Raw genomic sequence first — 15,717 nt, 5'->3', positions numbered from 1 at the left:
TTCCCTTAATTTATTAACGATTCTTTTGATGATATTCTTTAATTTTACTGACAACATCTGTTGAAATAGTATTGGGAATAGGTATAGAAAGATTATATTGTAAAATTTTCCAACCATCAGATGTCAACTTAAGCACACCAGAGCCCCGGCATTCGCCATAGTGACTATTGTCTAGTAACTCGTCAAAAAATGCCAATTGCTCGCTATTATTTGCTAATGCTATAAGCGTGATATTTCTTTGACGAGATTGATAGCGCCAACCTTGTCCTTGACTAAAGTAAGGAGTAACAAACTCAGTAAATTGTTTTTTTGTCCAACGCTCTTGACCATCAGTGCCTAAAAATACTGCTTGCTCATCAAGTAAATCAAGATAAATTTTTTGGTCAGCATCGCCAGCAGCTTGATGAAAAGTATCTAGCACTTTATCTATATCGCTGTTTGCAAATACACTGACATTTAAAAGACAGAGGCCTATAAGGCAAACTATAATTTTTATCATGGTATCAAATCCTAAATTTGGCTTATTTTGGTAGAATAAAATATAAGCCATTAAAAGTTGCGGCTACTTTTTCTCCACTCATTACCTGAACTTCAACGCAGAGTTTTATTTTCTGCTTAGCCAATAAGTTATCAATACTGCCTGAGCTTAACGAGAGTCCTGTTTTTGCAAAAGCTATCCCTGCTATTGGGCTATGATATCTAATCTTGGCATCAGCTAACACTATATTGCCCTTTAGATTATTCTGTTCCATTAACAAATAAACCCAGCCCCATCCTGTTAATGTTGCTAGTGTGTAGATACTGCCCGCAAACATAGTATTGTGTAAATTTTTATTAAAAAGTTCATCACAAGTCGTGACTAAATTTTGTTGATCGTAATAACCAACTGTCACCTTCATCACTTTGCTCATTGGTATAGTGCTATGCCAAGTCTTTTGCAATGCTGTTGATAGTTCATCACAATGAAAATCATCGCTTACCAGCGTTTTTTCCATATTGAAATGCTTAATTTTATTGAATAATAAGTGCGAAAAGCCAATGTTTTTATAAGATTGTTTTTCATAGAAGCTGATCGCTTGTTCCCGCGCTTTTAAAGAGAGCTTAGTGACACCTAAACGGTTCGCAAACTTTTCAAGGGCGAGTATTAACTGTTGTCCTAACCCTTTGCCCTGAAAATCATCAGCAACCGCCATATAACGGATTTGTCCTACTAACAAGCTACAAAAGTGAAGACGACCAACGGCAATAATATTACCTTTATCATCAAAAATCGCTCGATGAATCGCTTGTTTTTCCAAGTCATCTTTTTCACTTCCTTGTTTTTGTTGTGATGGTTTACGTAATATTGTCCAGCGTAAGTGGTAGTATTGGTCAAATTCTTGCTGGCTTATGGGTGATCGACACTCAAACATTGGTTATGCTTACCTATAACAATTAAAAAGATTCGTTCGTATACGCTATTATGAAATTAGTTAAAAATATCCAACAGGGTCAATTAAGTTACTACACGCAAAATGATGACTCAATTTCGGTGAGTGAAAACCAACACTATCGTTGGTTAGCTTTTGATAATGTCGTACAAAGCATGATGCTAAAGCGCAAGCCCTCACAACTTACATTCCCTCATCAAATCAGCTTATTATCACCTTTACTTTTTTTTCGCCCTAAAAAAGTTGTTGAATTTGGCTTAGGTGGTGGTAATTTAGCACGATTTTTATTGCATTATTTACCTGATTTAACCTTACACACCATTGAATATTCCCAAGAAGTTATTGAATGTTTCGAACGTTTTTTTAATCCACAAGCGACCAAAGTTAATTTGCATCATTGCTCGGCACTAGATTGGCTTCATCACCATAAAAAAATGAAACCTGATTGGTTTATTTGTGATATTTACCTTAAAAATCAGTCAATTAACGACTCATTGGTTTTAACCAAAAATATCTTAAAAAAAGTGGACGAGCAAGCTGTTTTATCACTCAACTTGCCAAGCCCATCAAACGAAGAAATTAATTATTTTCTCGCCGAGTTAAAAGTACTAGCTCCAACTAAACAGCTAGTATACTTTCATATTCCTCACTACTTAAATGTTATTATTCATTTACTGCCCTACGATATGTTAAGTCAAGCAGAAGAGAGTTTACTTGCTAACACTGTGCTACCCGCGAGAACTTTTAAACGCTGGCGTAAATATTGGCGACATGGCATGCAATAGTTCATTCCGCTTAGCAAGTGAGTGTAAAGGTAACAGGACCATCATTCACTAGTGCGACTTTCATATCAGCACCAAACTCGCCCGTAGGCACGGCAAAACCATGACCACGCAATTGTAAACAAAAATAATTATATAGTGGGATGCTGACTTCTGGTTTAGCTGCAGAAGTAAAGCTTGGACGCATACCTGAACGCGTATCAGCGGCTAGTGTAAATTGTGAAACAACTAAAATTTCTCCGTCAATATCGCTAACATTTAGGTTCATTTTTCCTACTTCGTCTTCAAAGATACGATAACCAGCAATCCGTTGCGCTAAGCGTTTCGCTTTAGTTTCGTTGTCGTCAGGCTCAATGGCAAGTAATACTAAAATCCCTCGATCAATTTTCCCTATCACTTGTTGATTAACCGTAACGCTTGCTTGTGAAACTCTTTGAATAACTGCGATCATTTTATTGCTCGGCTAGAAAATTTGCCATAGTATCGCTCGCTCGACAAAATGCATCAATAGTTTGTCGCTCAAAACCACTATGTCCGGCACAAGGCAGAATTTGTAATTGCGCGTTATCCCAAAATTTAGTCAGTGAAAAAGCGTTATCAAGCTGGCATACCATGTCGTAACGACCATGAAGAATAATAGCAGGGATTGCGGTTAGTTTATCAATATTTTCTAAAATGTAATTCTCGTTGATAAAACAATCTTGAGTAAAGTAATGACTTGATACCTTTGCCATGCATAAAGCCTGATGGGCGTCATCAACATGCGCCAAACCTATATGGTGATGCTCGAGGGTTGATAACCTTAATTCCCATAATGTCCAAGCTTTACTGGCCGAGATCACCGCGACTTCATTACTTGAATTGAGTACTTGGTGATAACCTGACAGTGGTGAATGTTGTAGCTCTGCTGGTAAATGTTCTACAAATTCTTGATAGTACTCTGGGAAAAAGTTTTTTGCCCCCTTCTGACTGTAAAGCCATTGGTATTCAGATCGAGTCCCGAGGAAGACACCACGTAAGATAAACGCTAAGATTTTGTCTGAATGTGCAATACCATAGGTTAGTGCTAACGTTGTTCCCCATGAGCCACCACAAATTAACCACTGTTCAATATTTAGGTGTTGACGAATAACTTCGATATCGCCAATCAAATGAACGGTGGTATTATCTAGCACCGACGGAGAGGGCTTTGAACGGCCACAACCTCGCTGATCAAATAAAATAATACGATACAGTTCAGGATCAAAATAACGCCGATGGTTCTCGCTTGAACCACTACCAGGACCACCATGAAGGTATAACACAGGTATTCCTGTTGGGTTACCCGACTGCTCAAGATATATTTGATGCTGCCCCCCAACAGGCAACAACTCTTCAGAATATGTTGCTATTTTAGGATATAAAGACCGTGACATGTATTTACTCTGTTTATTGAGACCATAAATAATATTATGGCGCAAAATATTAAAAACTGTCAGTTTCAAGCAAGCCTTTATAAATTAACTTATCTGATGCTTATCTAAGTGTTCTCTTTGGTGAACTTCTGGTTTAAAATTTTCTAAGCTGACCGTAAACAATGCACCGAAAAGCACGACTAGCCAAGATAAATAAACCCATAAAAAAAGAATCGGAATACCCGCTAGAGCACCGTAAATAGCTTCATAAGAAGGGAGTTGCGTGATATAAAAAGCAAAGCCTTTTTTTGCGACTTCAAATAAAAGTGCCGCTAATGTTGCACCAAACAAGGCATGTTTAAGCAGTACCACTTTATTAGGCACCACCATATATAAAATAAGGAATGCGCCAATTGAAGCAAGAATAGGCAAAGCTCTTAACGCTATATTGGTAAGGCCGAAAACGTCATAATTCCCTATTGATATCAAAGAAACAATATATGAAGTTGCCGCTATACTACTGCCCATTAACACGGGTCCAAGAGTCAGTACCATCCAATACATAGAAAAAGCGGTAACAATGCGCCTTTTGGTTGTGACCCGCCAAATTTTATTTAAGCTGGTGTCAATGGCAGAAATTAGCAATAGGGCAAATAAGAATAAAAAACTAATGGCGATAGCTGACATCTCTGAAGCATTCGTGACAAAACCGGTAATATGTTCTTTAACCACATCACCCGCAGCTGGCATAAAATTTTGATAAACAAAATTTTCAATGATCTCTTTAATATCAGTAAAGATAGGAAAAGCGGTCATAACTGACAACATGACTACAATCAAAGGCACCAGCGACATCAAGGTTACATAAGATAAGTAACCGGCAGTAATGTGTATTTGCTCTTTTAATATTCTATTAATAAAAAACAAACAAAAGTGCCAGATAGTCTGACTTTGCTGGTTTTTTTTAATGCTTTTGATCCAGTTCATTACAAATTAGTTATTATCTTATGGTGTACAATATATTATGATAATTGCTAAGCAAGTGATAGTGATAATAATCGTAATAAAATTTAACGTAGGAGTAATGATGTCTAATCAAGGTTCAGGTGGTAATGTTTTAGCAGCAATATGTAGTTTTTTTATTGCAGGTTTAGGTCAATTAGTTCAAGGCAGGATCCTCGCAGCAATCCTGTTTTTCCTGTTAACCTGGGTTAACTACACTTTAGCAGCGACAGGAGTCTTATTCTTTATGGCGATTCCTGGCCTTATTTTTCATCTGTGGGCAATCATCGATGCTGCTCGTTATAACGGTAGGAACTAATGAATAAGATTATAATTAAGGTCTCGTTTTTTTTCTTTTACTGTCAATAGTAGGCTGTCAATCTGCTTACTATTCAGCCATAGAAAAAGTAGGTAAACATAAACGTGATATATTAATCGATCGTGTTGAAACTGCTACTGAGTCACAATAGGAAGCAAAAGAAGAATTTAAAAATGCCTTAGAACAGTTTTCTGCATTAGTAAATTTTGATGGTAGTGAACTGCAACAACAATATGTAATAAGTAATGAACACTATCATACGAGTAAAGTTGCTGCTGAGGATGTAACTACTCGTATTAATTCAATTGAAGCTGTCGCTGAAGCTTTGTTTAATGAATGGAGTAGTGAATTAGAACAATTTACTAATCAATCCTTAAAACGCCAAAGTCAATCGCGTTATAACAAAACCGAAAAGCGTTATACTTCAGTGATTGAATCAATGCGTAATGCGGAGAAGAGAATGCAACCTATTCTTGATGCGCTTAAAGATAATATGCTTTATTTAAAACATGTTCTTAATGCGCGAGCTATCGGTGAGCTTAAAATAGAATATAAATTAATTGAATAAGATGTTGAACGCTTAATTAACGAAATGAACAATTCAATTAACAAATCACAAACATTCATAAAATCACTTAAAAACCCTTAGTACAAAAGGAGCACTTTTATGAATGTCTGCTTAGCGTAAGAAAAGGAATAGTAAATGGGAATAGGTGCTAGCTTGTTTATGTTAAATTAGCCGCCATCGCTCCATTACTTGATAACAGAGACTTACTCTTTATTAGTAGGATTTTATGTTGCTGAGATTATAAGTTATCACGTGTCATTACTTGATCTAGCGTGTGATAAGGGAGGATTAGCAATAAAATCACTTCGATCTTGTTTTTGGTTAATCGCGGTAAGTAAGCTTGACAGCTCTCTTATTTGACTCGGACCCGCTCGGCCTTCTTCAAAAAGTTGACTTAATCGTTGTAACATTTTGAGTTGCTCTGGAGACATTTCGAAATTCCCTTTCTTAATAATATTATTTAAAGATACCGCTTGGTCGTTATGAAGCTGTGGCATGTTGGGGGTAAATAGAGTCTTGTATGGGCAAAGTTATTTCCCTGCCATCATCAATGTACTCTTGATAAAGGACTTTTAACTCTCTGCGTTCGATAACGTTAGCTTTATCAGCAACAGCTTTTTCAAATAGATCATTTAAACGATTTAATTTTCTCTGCACCATAATAAGTTTGCTCCCTGCACCGTTACTTTTAAAGTTCATATGCAACTAATCGTATCAGTAAAACTAATATTCACCAGTGAGGTGTAATGATTAGCGTCAACTCAACATTTAGACATAACTAACTCACTTAATTAATTTTCATTAAAAAACAATAAATTAAAATACAATTACCCACTTTATTAACAGTGTATTGTGTTACTTCCTATGTGTTTTTAAGACATGTCTTACGCAATATTACGTTTAGGCTTACTGAAATTTACTGACAAAAAAACCAGCCGAAGCTGGTTTTTATCAATCGTCTAGATAAGAGGCTTATTTAGGACGAGTATCACGCTTACGTTCATTTTCTTTTAAAAGCTTTTTACGAATACGAATGCTCAGTGGTGTAACTTCAACTAGCTCATCGTTATCAATAAACTCAAGCGCTTGTTCAAGTGACATGACAATAGGCGGTGTTAACGTTTGTGCTTCATCAGTACCTGATGAACGAACGTTAGTTAACTGCTTACCTTTAAGAGCGTTTACTGTTAAATCGTTGTCACGGCTATGAATACCAATAACTTGACCTTCATAAATATCAACACCGTGTCCGATTAACATACGACCACGTGATTGTAAGTTGAATATTGCATTCGTTAATGCTTTACCTGTTGCATTACCGATCATTACACCATTTTTACGTTGGCCAATGTCGCCACCTTTATGAGGTCCGTATTCAAAAAATGTATGATAAATCAAGCCAGAACCTGACGTTAATGTCATGAATTCAGTTTGGAAACCGATCAAACCACGACTTGGCATGATAAAGTCCATACGAATACGACCCGTTCCGTCAGGTGCCATATCTGTTAATTCAGCTTTACGAACACCCATTCTTTCCATTATAGGTCCTTGATGCTGCTCTTCAACATCAATGGTCACGTTTTCATAAGGTTCTTGTATTTGACCATCAATCTCACGAATAATAACTTCAGGACGTGATACTGCTAACTCAAAACCTTCACGGCGCATGTTTTCAATTAAAATGCCTAAGTGAAGCTCACCACGACCTGATACTTTAAATTTATCAGCATCAGGAAGTTGCTCAACACGTAAAGCAACGTTGTGAATTAATTCTTTGTCTAAACGGTCTTTGATGTTACGTGAAGTAACATACTTACCTTCTTTACCACAAAATGGTGAAGTGTTTACTTGGAAAGTCATATTGATAGTAGGTTCATCAACAGATAATGCTGGTAAGCCTTCAACTTCTGTAGGACAACAAACCGTATCAGATATTTTTAACTCGCCTAAACCAGTAATAGCAATAATATCGCCAGCAAAACCTTCTTCGATATCAAGTCTTTCTAAACCTAAGTAGCCGAATACTTTACCAACTTTAGCATTATGAATCTTGCCAGTTGCTAATTTAATCGTCACTTGTTGGTTTGGTTTAACAGAACCACGAGTAATACGGCCAACACCAATTACACCTAAGTAAGAGCTGTAATCAAGTTGAGATATTTGCATTTGAAATGGACCATCTGGATCCGCTGTTGGTGCTGGCACTTCTTTAAGAATAGTATCAAATAAAGGTGTCATGTCTGTGCCTGTTACGCCTTCTTCAAGCGAAGCCCAACCATTAATTGCTGAAGCGTAAACAACTTTAAAGTCAAGCTGTTCATCTGTAGCGCCAAGGTTGTCAAACAATTCAAAAACTTGATCCATAACCCAATCAGGGCGAGAACCAGGCTTATCAACTTTATTAATAACTAGGATTGGCTTTAAACCTTGAGCAAACGCTTTTTTCGTTACGAAACGCGTTTGTGGCATAGGGCCTTCTTGTGCATCAACGATAAGTAAAACCGAATCTACCATTGACATAACACGTTCAACTTCGCCGCCGAAATCAGCATGGCCAGGAGTATCAACTATGTTTACACGGTAACCGTTCCAGTTAATAGCCGTATTTTTAGCTAAGATTGTGATACCACGTTCTTTTTCGATATCATTCGAATCCATCGTGCGTTCTTCAAGACCGCCGCGGGCATCAAGGGTACCTGATTGTTCTAATAATTTATCAACCAAAGTTGTTTTACCATGATCAACGTGGGCTATGATGGCAACATTACGTAATTTATCTAACACGGGTTTTACTCACTTCTTGCAAGACTTTTTCATCAAAAGAATATAGGGCTATAATTGGGCGCGAATTATACAGCAACGAAGTCAACAAAGACAGCAACAAATATTTCAGTACCTATTAAATTCTCCATACACGAATCGTAATGCACTGTTATACTCTTAAGCACCAACAACTAGCAGACGCACCAATTTGGCGCTACCAACGCACAAAGGTGGTGCAGACAGGCTTTAGTAAATAAGTTAACACCTTATATATAAGGGTTTTATCTGTTGGCATGAATTTCGCTTTATGCCCGTCATGCGAAATGCAAACGTATTTTATTTTAATGACACTGGAGACTTTACATGTCACAAGCCGTATTAGATTTAATCAAAGACAACGATGTTAAATTTGTTGACCTACGTTTTACTGATTCAAAAGGTAAAGAGCAACACGTTTCAATTCCTTATCACCAAGTAAATGAAGACTTTTTTGAAGACGGTAAAATGTTTGATGGTTCTTCTATCGAAGGTTGGAAAGGTATTAATGAATCTGACATGGTAATGATGCCTGATGCTGATTCTGCGGTATTAGACCCTTTTACAGATGCAGTAACATTAAATATTCGTTGTGATATTTTAGAACCAAGTACAATGCAAGGCTACAGCCGTGATCCTCGTTCGGTTGCTAAACGCGCTGAAGAGTACTTACGTAGCACAGGTATCGCTGATACTGTATTGATTGGTCCTGAGCCAGAATTCTTCTTATTTGATGATGTACGCTTCAGTACTGATATGAGTGGTTCTTTCTATAAGATTGATGATAAAGAAGCTGCTTGGAATTCAGGTACTGAATACGAAGAAGGCAATATGGGTCACCGTCCAGGTGTTAAAGGCGGTTACTTCCCAACGTCTCCTGTAGATTCATCACAAGATATTCGTTCAGCCATGTGTTTGGTTATGGAAGAAATGGGCTTAGTTGTTGAAGCGCATCACCATGAAGTAGCAACAGCTGGTCAAAACGAAATTGCATGTCGCTTCAATACCTTAGTTAAAAAAGCTGATGAAGTTCAAATATACAAGTATGTTGTTCATAACGTTGCTCACGCTTACGGTAAAACAGCAACTTTCATGCCTAAGCCATTAGTTGGTGACAACGGCTCTGGTATGCATGTTCATCAATCACTTGCCAAAGACGGTGTTAACTTATTCGCTGGTGATAAATACGGTGGCTTATCTGAAATGGCGCTTTATTATATTGGTGGTATTATTAAGCATGCTAAAGCATTGAATGCTTTTACTAACCCAGCAACTAATTCTTACAAACGTTTAGTTCCACATTTTGAAGCGCCGGTAATGCTTGCATATTCTGCACGTAATCGCTCTGCATCAATTCGTATACCGGTTGTTCCATCACCAAAAGCAATGCGTATTGAAGCTCGTTTCCCTGATCCAGCAGCAAACCCATATTTAGCTTTTACGGCTTTATTAATGGCTGGTCTTGATGGTATTAAAAACAAAATTCATCCTGGTGATGCGATGGATAAAGATTTATACGATTTACCAGCAGAAGAAGCTGCAGCTATCCCACAAGTAGCAACATCGCTTGAAGATGCCTTACAAAGCTTAGAAGCTGATTATGAGTTTTTAATCGCTGGTGGTGTTATGGATAAAGATATGATTGATGCATACATTGCTATTAAACGTGGTGAATCACAACGCGTAAACATGACAACTCATCCATTAGAGTTTGAATTATATTACAGCGTATAATCTTGACTATATGATTAAATGAAAAAAAGCTCACTTCGGTGAGCTTTTTTGTGGCAAATAGACGATTAATTATATAAGTTTAAGGTAACTATTTTAAGTTGAGCTAAATTTTTGCGTTATTCTTTATTGTTATTAACTTTAATCATCACATTACTTAGTTGTAATACCTTTGCGACGGCAACCAAAATTTATGTTTGGAGAAGTGATGATGGTATCTTAGTTTTTTCTGATAGCCCTCAAGCTGGTGCGGAAGAAGTTGAAATAAAAAAACCCAATACGGCCTCTTCTATTGATACCTCAATGCTAGATTTAACGCCAAAAATTATCAAAGATGATTACCAAGTTGAAATTAACCAACCTAAACAAAATGCCACGGTTAGAGACAACACTGGTTCTGTTTACATAGCAGGTAGTATCAAACCTATCTTTAAACAAGGCTTAGCTATTCAACTTTTTTTAGATGGTAAACCCCATCAACCTCCGCAATCTCACTCGATGTTTGTGCTACGAAATATAGATCGCGGCGAACATATCATAAAAATGCAATTACTTAATGATAAAGGCAAGATAATTGCATCATCAAAGCCTATAACCTTTTATATGCATAGAGCATCGGTTAATAACGCAAATTAAGTAGCATTTGCTGCAACTTGCACCAAATGTAACTACATTAATATTTTGTCGCACTACATCAGTGCAAAAGGTTTTTATGTCTAGCAACAGCAATAGAGATCAACAATTAAAATTTAGCTACCAACAAAAGCTGCCAAATCAGATGGTTACGGCACTTGTAGTGCTAGATAATAAATTAACGATTAAATATGTTAACCCTGCAGCAGAAGCGTTATTAGTTAAGAGTTTTAACAAGCTGTGCAACTTACCAATTACAACAGTCTTCTACAATTCTCCTATTAAAAAGGAACGTTTAGAACAACTGCTGACTTCTGGCCAAGAATTTAGTGACAGTGATGTCACTATTGAATTTTTTGATCACAGCCGTATTACCGTGGAAATAACAGCCTCGTCTGTTGAGTTCAACAAACAGCCACATATAATCTTAGAATTCAAACAGATTGATCAGCAAAAACAAATGAGTATCGAAGCATTTCAGCACCAGCAATGGGAGTCGTCTCGAGATTTGATACGTGGGCTTGCACATGAAATTAAGAATCCATTAGGCGGTCTTCGTGGCGCTGCACAATTATTAAGTAAAGAATTAACGCAAGAGCAACAAGAATATACTGAAATGATTATTGAACAAGCCGACCGTTTAACTAATTTGGTTGACAAGCTTTTAGGCCCTAATCAATTACCTCAAATGGCAGAACAAAATATTCATATTGTCTTAGAGAAAGTTTTTAAGCTGATTAATTTTAACAACCCTAAAAATATTAAATTTATTAGAGACTATGACCCCTCTATTCCTGAAATAAGTTTTGATCAAGATAAGCTTCAACAAGCGGTTTTGAATATTGTTAATAACGCCGTTCAAATTATTGATGAGGGCTGTAACATAACCCTCAAAACAAGAGCCGCTAGTAATAAAACCATTAATGGAAGACGGGTAAAACTCTGTGTTCAAATCAGTGTTATTGATAATGGCCCTGGTATTCCGAAAAAGATTCAAGACACTCTATTTTACCCTATGGTATCTGCACGCGATAACGGTACAGGTTTAGGCTTGTCTATTTCACAAACCTTAGTGCAACAGCACAAAGGTAAATTATCTTGCTATAGCCGACCAGGTCATACTGAGTTTTTAATTTTACTGCCTTTACAAGAAGAGAATAATAATGAATGTTGAGCAAGTTTGGATTGTAGATGATGACAGCTCTATTCGCTGGGTGTTAGAAAAAGCCTTATCAGGAGCAAATATATCTGTAGCCTCTTTTGAGAAACCAGAAGACTTACTCATCGCCCTAGAGCACCAACAACCAGAAATAATAATTTCTGATATAAAGATGCCAAATATTGATGGTATGACGTTACTTAGCCGTGTTAGTGAGAATTTTCCTAACCTACCGGTGATCATAATGACTGCACATTCAGATCTCGATAGTGCTGTAAATGCCTATCAGGGTGGCGCATTTGAATACTTACCTAAACCTTTTGATACTGACGAAGCTATTTCTCTAACAAAACGGGCGCTAACACATGCTCGGGAACAAAGTGCTAAACGTAAGCACTCTATAGTAGCACCTGATCCCGTTGGAATAATTGGCGCGGCTCCAGCTATGCAAGAAGTTTTCAGGGCAATTGGACGATTATCACGTTCGAGTATCAGTGTACTCATTAATGGCGAGTCTGGTACAGGTAAAGAGCTTGTCGCACATGCCCTTCACACGCATAGTCCACGATCGAATGCTCCCTTTATTCCCTTAAATATGGCTGCAATACCAAAAGATTTAATTGAATCAGAGTTATTTGGCCATGAGAAAGGTGCGTTTACTGGCGCGAATGCCGTAAGACAGGGTCGCTTTGAACAAGCGCATAAAGGAACCTTGTTTCTTGATGAAATTGGCGATATGCCTTTAGATATTCAAACACGTTTGTTACGTGTGCTCGCCGATGGACAATTTTATCGCGTTGGTGGTCATTCACCTATTAAAGTTGACGTAAGGATCATTGCGGCTACACATCAGAACCTAGAGGTTCAAGTCAGTAATGGTGAATTTCGTGAAGATCTATTTCACCGTTTAAATGTCATTAGAATACAGTTACCCAGTTTACGTGAACGCAAGGAAGATATTGAACAGCTCATTAATCATTTTTTACATTTAGCTGCAAAAGAATTAGAGGTTGAACAAAAAACCCTGCACAAAGCCACACTTAGTTATTTACAACAATGTGCGTGGCCAGGAAATGTTCGTCAGCTTGAAAATATTTGTCGTTACTTAACGGTAATGGCAAGTGGTAAAGAAATTATATTAGATGATTTACCGAGTGAACTTGCTGAGAATACCCCATTAACAAACCCTACTGCAAAAGCTTCATCATGGCCAGTTGCATTGCAAGAGTGGGTTGATGAGCAATTAGCCAAAGGGAATAACAATATTATTGATACCGCTTTGCCTGAATTTGAAAAAATACTATTAGAGCGTGCGCTTCATTATACACAAGGAAGAAAGCAAGAGGCGGCTAAAAAATTAGGTTGGGGAAGGAATACCCTAACAAGAAAATTAAAAGAACTTAATATGTAATGACGTAGTGAAGGTAGCTGTTTAGCTACTTTCACATGTATCACTGATACACTGCTTACAACTGTTACACAATTTCAAGTTAATGATGTGGGCAGCTACAATCAAACTTGCGCCAATCACAATAAAGAATGGCTGAATATCTTCTGAAAAATCATGCTTTATCCAGTAAATACCAATACCTAAAAAAAGTAGGTAGAAAGGGTAATGCTTTCTATGGTATTTTTTAAAACCGGAAAACAAGGCTAAAGTACCTAGTGCAGCAGTTATTAATAAAAATACATGTTCCCATGCATGGTCAGCTAAAAAACTTAATCCTAGTAAAGGCAGTGCCGGTAACAATATCGGTAATAAGATACAATGAAGCGCACAAAGTGATGTTGCGGTTATTCCAATACGATCAAGCACTTTATACTCCCCTTACAATTAGACAATGATTACTGTTATAAGTGAATAATATCACAATTGATATAGTATCACAAAACTTTTAAGCGCGTTCTATAGGAAAAGAAATTACATCCTCAATAGCACTTTTTTCTAGCGCAATCATCATTAAGCGGTCTATACCCAAAGCTACTCCTGCACATTGTGGCAAGCCTGATTGTAGGGCTTTAATAAAGTTATCATCTATATTTTTAGTAGCAAGTCCTAGTTGTTGACGTTTACTGTTATCTTGCTCAAATCTCGTAATTTGGATATCAGCATCTGTTAATTCATTGAAGCCATTTGCTAACTCAACGCCCTTAAAATAGCATTCAAATCTTTGGGCAACACGGTTATCTTCATCACACTCTTTAGCTAATGAAGCTTGCGCAATTGGAAAATTATAGACAAAGCATGGTCGAGATAAGCCAATATTCTTTTCTATAATTTCTGAAAAGATAAACTGTAGTAATAAGTCACAATCATCTGATTCATACAACCAATCTGCGGCTTTACCTCGTAACTCGATAACCTCATATAATTGGTTAAAAGTTGCGGTTAAAGGATCTACACTGACGAATTTAATGAATAAATTTTGATAGGATATTTTTTCAGATTCTGGCGTTTTTACCACTGTAGATAATAGTTCATCAACTTCAGCCATTAAATCGTGTTGATCAAAACCTATACGGTACCATTCTAATAGGGTGAACTCAGGATTGTGATAACGGCCTGAATCTTCATGACGAAATGCTTTACAGATTTGGAAGATACAGCCATAACCTGAAGCAAGTAGTCGTTTCATATGAAACTCAGGTGAAGTTTGTAAATATAGCTGTTGAGATTGATCTATATCGCTGTTATCTAAATAGTTGTATTGGGTGCTAAAGGCCTCAAGATAAGGATCTGTTACTGTTCCCATAGAGAGTGATGGTGTTTCGACTTCAACAACATTTTTATTTTTAAAAAAATCTCTGATCGCATTAATAACATTTCCTCTAGACTTAGCTACTTCCCACTTCATTTACGTACACTACTTAGAATAAAAAATTATAATTATATAGAGTATATACGAAAAGCTAATCATCTGAGAAGTGGACAGATGACTATCAGAAATATCTAAAGCGCTATATTGAAAAAGAGGGGAATAACTTTTCAACGCTATCTTTTATCTGTTGCGATATACGTTCAGCGTCGTTAATCATCTGGAAGTAACAAACAACAAATATCTGTTAACTGTATATTGATTTGGTACGTTGAATATCCTACCCCGAGATAGGCATGTTCAATACAAGTCCACTATCGTAAGCGCTACTACTCTATAGTTATAAAATATTTATAATTGATGTGTTTCAAATGCCAGAAAGCAAAAAACCTGACTCTTTCGGATTGGGTTTTTTTACGTGTAGGGATATACTAATGTCGCGTTGCCAAGGATGGTAAAGAGCAACCTAATTAGAAGCTTAGCAATGTCCTATTCTCACATTTGCATGTCGAACATAAGTCACACTAACGTTGGCGCTACGACTATATTAGTTATAAATGGTGTATTTTTCAAACGCCAGAAAGCAAAAAACCTGTTACGTTAGTAACGGGTTTTTACGTCTAGGAATATACTAATGTCGTGTTGCCAACGATGGCAAAGAGCGACCTAAATAAAAGCGGAGAATATCCTACTATCATATGGGCATGTCGAACATAAGTCACACTACCGTTTATGCTACTACTCTACAGGTATAAATGCTGTTTTTTTCAAACGACAGAAAGCAAAAAAACCAACTCTTTCGAATCGGGTTTCTCTAAATAGAAGCGGAGAATGTCCTATTCTTACATGGGCATGTCGAACATAAGTCACACTACTGTTTGCGCTACTGCTCTACGGTATAAATACTGTATTTTTAAACGTCGGAAAGCAAAAAATCCGCTACATTAGTAACGGGCTTTTCTAAATAGAAGCCTAGCAATGTCCTACTCTCACATGGGAACTCCCACACTACCATCGGCGCTACTGCGTTTCACTTCTGAGTTCGGAATGGGATCAGGTGGTGCCACAGTGCTATTGTCGC

The 15,717-nt window shown here is 37.1% G+C and carries 16 protein-coding genes, 1 rRNA gene and 1 pseudogene; 7 read left to right on the top strand and 11 right to left on the bottom strand.

The annotated features are described in order from the left end of the window. Positions 1 to 13: 13 nt before the first annotated feature. Together H4J67_RS06945 and H4J67_RS06940 are read right to left on the bottom strand one after the other, a co-directional pair. Positions 14 to 499 (bottom strand): nuclear transport factor 2 family protein, encoded by a 486-nt coding sequence (locus tag H4J67_RS06945; RefSeq protein ID WP_182203254.1) that lies wholly within the window; start codon positions 497 to 499, stop codon positions 14 to 16. A 22-nt stretch (positions 500 to 521) separates the two neighbouring features. Next, positions 522 to 1,412, bottom strand: a complete 891-nt coding sequence (locus tag H4J67_RS06940) for a bifunctional GNAT family N-acetyltransferase/hotdog fold thioesterase (RefSeq protein ID WP_182176495.1) — start codon at positions 1,410 to 1,412, stop codon at positions 522 to 524. Positions 1,413 to 1,462: 50 nt separating this feature from the next. On the opposite strand from H4J67_RS06940, the gene H4J67_RS06935 reads away from it, so the two are divergent. Next, the gene (locus H4J67_RS06935) at positions 1,463 to 2,215 is read left to right on the top strand and encodes a spermidine synthase (RefSeq protein WP_182176496.1); all 753 of its coding nucleotides are present in this window, start codon (positions 1,463 to 1,465) and stop codon (positions 2,213 to 2,215) included. Positions 2,216 to 2,225: 10 nt separating this feature from the next. Here the strand turns inward: H4J67_RS06935 and dtd are convergent, their stop codons facing one another. The 3 genes from dtd to H4J67_RS06920 all read right to left on the bottom strand — a co-directional run bounded on the left by dtd (position 2,226) and on the right by H4J67_RS06920 (position 4,593). Further along, positions 2,226 to 2,663, bottom strand: a complete 438-nt coding sequence (gene dtd, locus H4J67_RS06930; RefSeq protein WP_182176497.1) for a D-aminoacyl-tRNA deacylase — start codon at positions 2,661 to 2,663, stop codon at positions 2,226 to 2,228. Between the two features lies 1 nt (position 2,664). Next, a complete protein-coding gene (gene pip, locus H4J67_RS06925; protein WP_182176498.1) occupies positions 2,665 to 3,627 on the bottom strand; it encodes a prolyl aminopeptidase in 963 nt (320 codons plus the stop codon). 84 nt (positions 3,628 to 3,711) lie between these two features. Continuing rightward, positions 3,712 to 4,593, bottom strand: a complete 882-nt coding sequence (locus H4J67_RS06920) for a virulence factor BrkB family protein (protein WP_182176499.1) — start codon at positions 4,591 to 4,593, stop codon at positions 3,712 to 3,714. 100 nt (positions 4,594 to 4,693) lie between these two features. Here H4J67_RS06920 and H4J67_RS06915 point away from each other — a divergent pair, with 100 nt between their 5' ends. Together H4J67_RS06915 and H4J67_RS06910 are read left to right on the top strand one after the other, a co-directional pair. After that, entirely contained in the window at positions 4,694 to 4,927 is a 234-nt protein-coding gene (locus tag H4J67_RS06915) for a hypothetical protein (protein ID WP_182176500.1), read from the top strand. A gap of 40 nt (positions 4,928 to 4,967) precedes the next feature. Then, a pseudogene (locus H4J67_RS06910) lies at positions 4,968 to 5,576 on the top strand (DUF2959 domain-containing protein). Positions 5,577 to 5,743: 167 nt separating this feature from the next. Here the strand turns inward: H4J67_RS06910 and H4J67_RS06905 are convergent. From H4J67_RS06905 to typA, 3 genes are all read right to left on the bottom strand, one after another. Then, positions 5,744 to 5,926 (bottom strand): hypothetical protein, encoded by a 183-nt coding sequence (locus H4J67_RS06905; RefSeq protein WP_182176501.1) that lies wholly within the window; start codon positions 5,924 to 5,926, stop codon positions 5,744 to 5,746. Between the two features lie 49 nt (positions 5,927 to 5,975). Then, the gene (locus tag H4J67_RS06900) at positions 5,976 to 6,194 is read right to left on the bottom strand and encodes a hypothetical protein (RefSeq protein ID WP_182203252.1); all 219 of its coding nucleotides are present in this window, start codon (positions 6,192 to 6,194) and stop codon (positions 5,976 to 5,978) included. 273 nt (positions 6,195 to 6,467) lie between these two features. After that, a complete protein-coding gene (gene typA, locus H4J67_RS06895; RefSeq protein ID WP_070375026.1) occupies positions 6,468 to 8,282 on the bottom strand; it encodes a translational GTPase TypA in 1,815 nt (604 codons plus the stop codon). A gap of 342 nt (positions 8,283 to 8,624) precedes the next feature. On the opposite strand from typA, the gene glnA reads away from it, so the two are divergent. From glnA to glnG, 4 genes are all read left to right on the top strand, one after another. Continuing rightward, complete coding sequence (gene glnA, locus H4J67_RS06890) at positions 8,625 to 10,031, top strand: glutamate--ammonia ligase (RefSeq protein ID WP_182176503.1); 1,407 nt, start codon at positions 8,625 to 8,627, stop codon at positions 10,029 to 10,031. Positions 10,032 to 10,142: 111 nt separating this feature from the next. Then, positions 10,143 to 10,664 carry a DUF4124 domain-containing protein gene (locus H4J67_RS06885; protein WP_182176504.1) on the top strand — a complete coding sequence of 174 codons (522 nt, stop codon included), beginning with the start codon at positions 10,143 to 10,145 and terminating at the stop codon, positions 10,662 to 10,664. A gap of 76 nt (positions 10,665 to 10,740) precedes the next feature. Then, positions 10,741 to 11,835 carry a nitrogen regulation protein NR(II) gene (glnL, locus tag H4J67_RS06880; RefSeq protein WP_182176505.1) on the top strand — a complete coding sequence of 365 codons (1,095 nt, stop codon included), beginning with the start codon at positions 10,741 to 10,743 and terminating at the stop codon, positions 11,833 to 11,835. Then, positions 11,825 to 13,231: a nitrogen regulation protein NR(I) gene (glnG, locus tag H4J67_RS06875; RefSeq protein ID WP_182176506.1), complete on the top strand. Its 1,407-nt coding sequence runs from the start codon at positions 11,825 to 11,827 to the stop codon at positions 13,229 to 13,231. The genes glnL and glnG overlap by 11 nt, the downstream gene beginning before the upstream one ends. Before the next feature lie 21 nt (positions 13,232 to 13,252). Here glnG and H4J67_RS06870 read toward each other — a convergent pair whose 3' ends face one another. The 3 genes from H4J67_RS06870 to rrf all read right to left on the bottom strand — a co-directional run. Beyond that, the gene (locus tag H4J67_RS06870; protein ID WP_182176507.1) at positions 13,253 to 13,636 is read right to left on the bottom strand and encodes a MerC domain-containing protein; all 384 of its coding nucleotides are present in this window, start codon (positions 13,634 to 13,636) and stop codon (positions 13,253 to 13,255) included. Between the two features lie 79 nt (positions 13,637 to 13,715). Next, positions 13,716 to 14,675, bottom strand: a complete 960-nt coding sequence (gene epmA / locus H4J67_RS06865) for an elongation factor P--(R)-beta-lysine ligase (RefSeq protein WP_182176508.1) — start codon at positions 14,673 to 14,675, stop codon at positions 13,716 to 13,718. 931 nt (positions 14,676 to 15,606) lie between these two features. Further along, a 5S ribosomal RNA gene (gene rrf / locus H4J67_RS06860) occupies positions 15,607 to 15,717 on the bottom strand; the annotation flags it as partial.

Origin of the sequence: Colwellia sp. BRX10-4, assembly GCF_014077465.1 — a bacterium.
Classification (GTDB): domain Bacteria; phylum Pseudomonadota; class Gammaproteobacteria; order Enterobacterales; family Alteromonadaceae; genus Colwellia_A.
The sequence above is the reverse complement of the archived record's forward strand: the minus strand, read 5'-3'. Positions and strand labels throughout refer to the sequence as shown.

What these genes read in the sequence shown, in the direction of transcription:
- H4J67_RS06940 (WP_182176495.1), bottom strand. Translation starts at nt 1,412, where the DNA reads ATGTTTGAGTGTCGATCACCCATAAGCCAGCAAGAATTTGACCAATAC.
- H4J67_RS06920 (WP_182176499.1), bottom strand. Translation starts at nt 4,593, where the DNA reads ATGAACTGGATCAAAAGCATTAAAAAAAACCAGCAAAGTCAGACTATC.
- H4J67_RS06900 (WP_182203252.1), bottom strand. Translation starts at nt 6,194, where the DNA reads ATGAACTTTAAAAGTAACGGTGCAGGGAGCAAACTTATTATGGTGCAG.
- H4J67_RS06945 (WP_182203254.1), bottom strand. Translation starts at nt 499, where the DNA reads ATGATAAAAATTATAGTTTGCCTTATAGGCCTCTGTCTTTTAAATGTC.
- dtd (WP_182176497.1), bottom strand. Translation starts at nt 2,663, where the DNA reads ATGATCGCAGTTATTCAAAGAGTTTCACAAGCAAGCGTTACGGTTAAT.
- H4J67_RS06905 (WP_182176501.1), bottom strand. Translation starts at nt 5,926, where the DNA reads ATGTCTCCAGAGCAACTCAAAATGTTACAACGATTAAGTCAACTTTTT.
- epmA (WP_182176508.1), bottom strand. Translation starts at nt 14,675, where the DNA reads ATGAAGTGGGAAGTAGCTAAGTCTAGAGGAAATGTTATTAATGCGATC.
- glnA (WP_182176503.1), top strand. Translation starts at nt 8,625, where the DNA reads ATGTCACAAGCCGTATTAGATTTAATCAAAGACAACGATGTTAAATTT.
- glnL (WP_182176505.1), top strand. Translation starts at nt 10,741, where the DNA reads ATGTCTAGCAACAGCAATAGAGATCAACAATTAAAATTTAGCTACCAA.
- glnG (WP_182176506.1), top strand. Translation starts at nt 11,825, where the DNA reads ATGAATGTTGAGCAAGTTTGGATTGTAGATGATGACAGCTCTATTCGC.
- pip (WP_182176498.1), bottom strand. Translation starts at nt 3,627, where the DNA reads ATGTCACGGTCTTTATATCCTAAAATAGCAACATATTCTGAAGAGTTG.
- H4J67_RS06935 (WP_182176496.1), top strand. Translation starts at nt 1,463, where the DNA reads ATGAAATTAGTTAAAAATATCCAACAGGGTCAATTAAGTTACTACACG.
- H4J67_RS06915 (WP_182176500.1), top strand. Translation starts at nt 4,694, where the DNA reads ATGTCTAATCAAGGTTCAGGTGGTAATGTTTTAGCAGCAATATGTAGT.